We start from the raw sequence: 5,778 nt of genomic DNA on the forward strand, positions 1-5,778 counted from the left end.
GCACCCGGGTGAACATGCCGACCATGGGCAGGTTGAGCGCCAACAACATGAAGTTGCCCAGAAACAAAGCGGCGATCAGCCCCCAGACGATGTCCGGATCTTTGGTGAACAGCAGCGGCCCCGGTGTCACGTCCATCGCCATCAGCACCGCGAGCAGCACCGCCGTGGTGCCCGAACCCGGCACGCCCAGCGCCAGCATGGGCACCAGCGCGCCACCGGCAGCGGCGTTGTTGCCGGCCTCGGGTGCGGCCACGCCACGCGGGTCACCGTGACCCATCTTGCCGTTCTTGCCCACCACCTTTTTCTCCAGCGAATAGGCCACGAAGGAACCCAGCGATGCACCGGCACCCGGCAGCACCCCGGCGATGAAGCCGACGATGGTGCCGCGAAACATGGAGCCGCTGGTTTGTTTGAGCATGGACAGCGGCGGGATGATGCGGCCGAGTTCGACCTTCACCATCGGGCCGTGCGATCCGCCCTTGCCCCGCTCTTCGATGAACACAAAGACCTCGGACAAGGCGAACAAGCCAACGATGGCGACCAGGAAATCGATGCCGTCGTAGAAGTGCACGTTGCCGAAGGTGAAGCGCGGCACACCGGTCTGGCCGTCCACGCCGATCAAGGCCATGGACAGGCCAATGGCCGCCGCCAGCGCCGATTTGGCCTGGTTGCGGCTGGTCAGCCCGCCCAGCGTGGCAAAGGCCAGGGTGAACAGCGCGAAATATTCGGCCGGGCCAAACAGCAGTGCCACGCCCACCAATTGCGGCGCCAGAAACACCAGCCCCCAGGTAGCGAAAAACGCACCCACGAACGAGGCAATGCCCGAGATGGCCAGGGCCTCACCGGCCTGGCCGTTCTTGGCCATGGGGTAGCCATCCAGTGTGGTCATCAGCGCCGGTTCGTCGCCCGGGATGTTGAGCAGAATGGACGAGATGCGCCCGCCGTACATGGCGCCGTAGTAGACGCTGGTCAACAGAATCAGCGCCGACACCGGCACCAGCCCGAGGCTGAACACCACCGGGATCATGATGGCCACGCCGTTCGATGGCCCCAGTCCTGGCAAGGCGCCGATCATGGTGCCGAGAAAACAGCCGATCAGGGCCAGCAAGATGTTTTGCCAGGTCAGGGCAATGGCAAAGCCATTGAGCAATGCGTTCAGAGAATCCATGTTGTTCTACCTTCTTGAGTTCTCAGAAGCCCCACGGGCCTTTGGCCAGCGACAAGCCCAGCAGCCAATGAAAAACGCCGTACAGCCCCACCGAAATCAGCAGACCCGAAACCAGGGACTGCACCACGGTGGCACCCAGCCGCCACGACAAATAGGCCGAAGCCAGGGACGAGGCGAACACGAATCCGATGATGGGCAGAAACTGCGCGTAGGCCGCCAGCACGCCCACCGTGACCACCAGTTCGATCAGCTTGTACAGGCCGGGCCACTTGGGCTCGGGGTCGGGCTTGACCAGCATGTACAGCGCCGTGACCGCCATCACACCCGCGATCACCAGCGGGAAGACTTTGGGCCCGAGCGGGTCTTGAATAAAGCTCTCTTGGATGAGGGTGGTGCCCCACATCATCAACACCGACAGTGCGAGCACAAAGCCGCCAAATATCCGGTCGCTCATGGCGAAACCCCAGAGTTAAACGAAGGGAGGTCGGGCCCGGTGGGCCCAGAGAAAAACCCAGCCCGCGGCCCTTGGTGAGGGCGGCGGGCTGCGGGTGGTTTACTTCAGAATGCCGATTTCCTTGGACAGCGCTTCCACGTCGTCCACCGACTCTTTCACGAACGCCTGGAAGGCGTTGCCGCGGATGTTCAAAGGTGCCATGCCGTTCTTGGCCATGATGTCCTTCCACTCCTTGGAGTCGTACACGGTGCCGATTTGCTTGACCCAGAAGTTGTAGGCGTCGTCGCTCATCTTGCCCGGGGCGTAGAAGCCGCGCCAGTTGGCACCGACCACATCCAGGCCTTGTTCCTTGGCGGTCGGGAACTTGGCGAACTCGCCGCTCAGGCGCTCAGGGGCCATCACGGCCAGCACCCGGATCTTGCCCGCGTCCACAAAACCCTTGGCTTCGGAAATGTCGCCGGTGAAAGCCTGGATCTTGCCGGCCAGCAACTGGGTCACCGCCTCGCCGCCGCCGTCAAAGGCCACGTACTTGACCGTGCGCACATCGGCGATGCCGGACTTTTTGGCCGCCAGCAACACCTTCAAGTGGTCCCAGCCGCCCACGGCAGAACCGCCGGCAAACGCCACCGAGGTCGGGTCGGCTTTGACCTTGGCCATCAGCTCGGGCAGGGTCTTGATGGGCGAATCGGCGGACACCGCGATCATGCCGAAATCGGCACCGACCGAAGCGATCCAGCGGACCTGCTTCATGTTGTTGCCGGGGTAGGCGCCTTGTGCCAAACGGGTCGTGGTGGCCGAAGACGCGGCAACGATGAGGTTGTTGTCGCTCTCGCGCTTGTTCACGACTTCGGCATAGGCCGCGCCGCCGCCGCCACCGGCCTTGTTGGTGACCTGCATCGAACCCGGCACCAGCTTGAGGTCTTGCAAGACCTTGCCCACCAAGCGGCAGGTCATGTCCCAGCCGCCGCCAGCGCCTGCCGGTGCGATGCATTCGGTGTTGCTGGGCTCGAACGCCATGGCGGGTGCCGAGGCGATGGCCAGCACAAGTGCCAGCGGCTGGAGGCGGCGCGAAAGGTGTTGAATAACGATCATGAAAATGTCTCCTGTGGCTGAAAGAATCGACTTTCATTTTCAAAAACGAAACTGTCATTCGCCTGTCCCTGCACCTAGGGAATACACCAAGGCCCAAGGGTGCAAGAATGGCGCATCTACACAGCCGATACGATCAACACCGCCCTATGCCCCACCAGCCCCAACCCCTTTGCCATGCGGCCAGCTGCCTCTAAGCCTGAAGCGCCGGCCGGCAAAATCCGGCTCGACAAATGGATGTGGGCCGCGCGCTTTTACAAGACGCGCAGCCTGAGCAGCGATGAGATCGACCGGGGCCGCGTGCGGCTCAACGGCCTGCCAACCAAACCCTCGCGCGAAGTCAAGACCGGCGACACGCTGGAGGTGCACATGGGCTCCGAGGTGCGCACCGTGGTGGTTCGGGCGCTCAGCGGTGTGCGGGGCTCGGCGCCCGTGGCCGCCCTGCTCTACGCGGAAACCCCCGAGTCGCAAGCCCGGCGTGCAGAGAGCGCCGAACAGCGCCGCCTGGCGCCGGAGCCCGCACACAGCATCACCCAGGGTCGCCCCACCAAACGGGACCGGCGCGAAGTGGACCAGTGGAACAAACCCACCGCGCCGGGTGGATGGGACGCGCGCTGGAGCGCGTCCATGGACGACGACTGAAGCGCCTGCGGTATACCGACGCTGGCCTTCAGGCCGCAGCGCCCGGGTTGCGCTGCATGCCCACCAGTTTGGGCGTGTTGAGTTGGCGCGGCGCCACGCGCTGGTGGTGTTTGAAATAGGCCTGCATCACGTCCCAGATCGGCTCGCCCTGAGCGCCTTCGGCCACCGGCGCCCAGCTCGCCACCTTGTAGGTTTTGTCCGCTTCAATGGCCTTGCCTTTCAGCACCATGTTGCTGATGCGCTGGCCGGCACCGGCCTTGGGGTCGCAGGTATAGGCCAGGCCACCCACGCGCACCATGTCGCCGCCCTGCTGGTAGTAGGGGTCGGGGTTGAAGAGGTTGTCGCACACGTCTTCCAGAATCGTCTTGATGGTGGCGCCCGTCAGCTCGTTGAGCGTGCTGCTGGGGTAGGTGATCGCCACCTGGTCCATCATCAGCTCGCGGGTGATGGTCTGGCCGGGCAAGATGGTGGTGCCCCAGCGGAAACCCGGCGAGAACGCGATGTCAGCGCCCTTCACCTCCATCAACGCGTCCACGATCAGTTGATCCCAGGAACCGTTGAAATTGCCCCGGCGGTACAGCAGGCCTTCGGACACGGCGAGTTGTTCGTCCAGCTGCGGCTTGAACGGCGCACGCACTTGTTCGATGTAGGCCTGCATCTGCGCATCGGCCGGCAGCAGGTTGGCGAACACCGGCAACAGCTTGTAGCGAAAGTCCTGCACCTTGCCACCGCGCACGTCAAAGTCGAGCACGCCCAGGAACTTGCTGTTGGAGCCGGCGTTGGTCACCAGGGTCTGGCCGCTGGGGTTCTTCACCACCATGGGTGCGGGCATGCCGTCGTGGGTGTGGCCACCCAGAATGGCGTCGATGCCGGTCACGCGCGAGGCCATCTTGATGTCCACGTCCATGCCGTTGTGCGACAGCACCACCACCGCCTGCGCACCCTTGCCGCGCACCTCGTCCACCATCTTCTGCAGGTTCTCGTCCTGGATACCAAAGGTCCAGCTCGGCACCATGTAGCCGGGGTTGGCAATGGGCGTGTACGGAAAGGCCTGGCCGATCACCGCCACCGGCACGCCGTTCATTTCGCGGATCACATAGGGCTTGAACACCGGGTCGCCAAAGTCCATGGTCTTGACGTTCTGGGCCAGAAAGTCGAGTTGGCCGTTGAAGTCTTTGGCAATGATTTCCTGCACCCGCTTCTCGCCCAGGGTGAATTCCCAGTGCGCGCTCATGGCGTTCACGCCCAGCAGCTTGCAGGCGTCCACCATGTCCTGGCCCTGGGTCCACAGCGCGGTGGCCGAGCCTTGCCAGGTGTCGCCACCGTCGAGCAGCATGGCGTGGGGGCGGCTGGCGCGCAGCTGTTTGACCAAGGTGGCCAGGTGCGCAAAACCGCCCACCTTGCCGTAGGTCTTGGCGGCCTTTTCAAAGTTCAGGTAGGTGAAGGCATGGGCCTCGGCGGTGCCGGGTCGCATGCCGAAATGTTTGAGCAGAGCTTCGCCCACGAGGTGGGGCGGGCGGCCCAGGGCGTCGGCCACGCCGAGGTTCACGCTGGGTTCGCGGAAGTGGATGGGCAGGAGCTGTGCGTGGCAATCGGTGAAGTGCAAAAAGCTCACGTTGCCAAAGGCGGGCAACTCGTAGAAACGTTGCCCGGCCCCCGGCTGGCCGGCCAGCACATCTTTGTGGTCCAGTGCCATGCCGGTGGCACTGGCCACGGCCAGCACCTGCATGAATTCACGCCGACTGAAACCCATAAACATGCCTCTTCAATTGATTGCTGATATTTAAGCGAAATTTTTTACGCCTCCCCCTGCCCTCGCGGGCGCTGGGGGAGGCGCAGACCTTACTTGTTGACCGGTGAGGCCGGGTCGAGCAGCAAAGCCATCACGTGCTGGATCTGCTTTTCGTCCAGGATGCCGTTGTGGCCCACGCGCGGCATCTGCGAACAGGCGTTGGTGGCGCGCGAGTTCCAGATCTTGCCCCAGGTGTACTCCACCACCGCCCTGGACGCCGGGCTCTTGGGATCGGTCACGCCGCGCAGCTTGCCGTAGTTGTACAGGCTCGGGCCCAGCGTACCGAAAGAGATTTCTTCCTGGCTGATCTGGTGGCAGTTGTAGCAATTGCCGCCGTTGTCGCCATCGAGCTTGTCGCGCCAGGTCAGGCCTTTGCCGCTTTGTGCGATTTTTTCGCCCTGCTTCCAGTCGCCCAGAAACTGGCCATCGCTGGGCCATTTCACCGTTTTCATGCTGGCGGCTTCGATCGCTTTCGCGCTCTTCTCGTCCAGCGGTTTGCCCGCCACTTCGGCGGCGCTGCAGGCGCGATTGGCCTCGTCTTGTTGCAGGCGGTCCAGCTGGGCGATGCCGCGCGCTTCAAAAGAGGACTTCATCACACCGGCGGCGATCTTGTCGTAGTCGGCGGACGACGGC

At 63.6% G+C, this 5,778-nt stretch carries 6 protein-coding genes; 1 reads left to right on the forward strand and 5 read right to left on the reverse strand.

Translation table 11 applies throughout. The annotated features are described in order from the left end of the window. From ABYB95_RS15630 to ABYB95_RS15640, 3 genes are all read right to left on the reverse strand, one after another. Positions 1–1,168: tripartite tricarboxylate transporter permease (locus tag ABYB95_RS15630; RefSeq protein WP_372659490.1), on the reverse strand; the 1,168-nt coding region annotated here is incomplete at its 3' end. A 22-nt stretch (positions 1,169–1,190) separates the two neighbouring features. Beyond that, entirely contained in the window at positions 1,191–1,622 is a 432-nt protein-coding gene (locus tag ABYB95_RS15635; protein ID WP_372659491.1) for a tripartite tricarboxylate transporter TctB family protein, read from the reverse strand. A 99-nt stretch (positions 1,623–1,721) separates the two neighbouring features. Beyond that, entirely contained in the window at positions 1,722–2,714 is a 993-nt protein-coding gene (locus ABYB95_RS15640) for a Bug family tripartite tricarboxylate transporter substrate binding protein (RefSeq protein WP_372659492.1), read from the reverse strand. Positions 2,715–2,888: 174 nt separating this feature from the next. Here ABYB95_RS15640 and ABYB95_RS15645 point away from each other — a divergent pair, with 174 nt between their 5' ends. After that, entirely contained in the window at positions 2,889–3,353 is a 465-nt protein-coding gene (locus ABYB95_RS15645; RefSeq protein ID WP_372659495.1) for an RNA-binding S4 domain-containing protein, read from the forward strand. Between the two features lie 28 nt (positions 3,354–3,381). On the opposite strand, the gene soxB is transcribed toward ABYB95_RS15645, so the two are convergent. Both soxB and soxX read right to left on the reverse strand, forming a co-directional pair. After that, the gene (soxB, locus tag ABYB95_RS15650) at positions 3,382–5,106 is read right to left on the reverse strand and encodes a thiosulfohydrolase SoxB (protein ID WP_372659493.1); all 1,725 of its coding nucleotides are present in this window, start codon (positions 5,104–5,106) and stop codon (positions 3,382–3,384) included. Between the two features lie 89 nt (positions 5,107–5,195). Further along, positions 5,196–5,778 (reverse strand): sulfur oxidation c-type cytochrome SoxX (gene soxX / locus ABYB95_RS15655; RefSeq protein WP_372659494.1); only part of this gene is annotated, 583 nt, incomplete at its 5' end.

Source organism: Hydrogenophaga sp. (genome assembly GCF_041633695.1).
Lineage (GTDB): Bacteria > Pseudomonadota > Gammaproteobacteria > Burkholderiales > Burkholderiaceae_C > Hydrogenophaga.

Bases quoted from the DNA above. Each gene is read 5' to 3' on its own strand.
- ABYB95_RS15645 (WP_372659495.1), top strand. From the start codon at position 2,889: ATGCGGCCAGCTGCCTCTAAGCCTGAAGCGCCGGCCGGCAAAATCCGG.
- soxB (WP_372659493.1), bottom strand. From the start codon at position 5,106: ATGGGTTTCAGTCGGCGTGAATTCATGCAGGTGCTGGCCGTGGCCAGT.
- ABYB95_RS15640 (WP_372659492.1), bottom strand. From the start codon at position 2,714: ATGATCGTTATTCAACACCTTTCGCGCCGCCTCCAGCCGCTGGCACTT.
- ABYB95_RS15635 (WP_372659491.1), bottom strand. From the start codon at position 1,622: ATGAGCGACCGGATATTTGGCGGCTTTGTGCTCGCACTGTCGGTGTTG.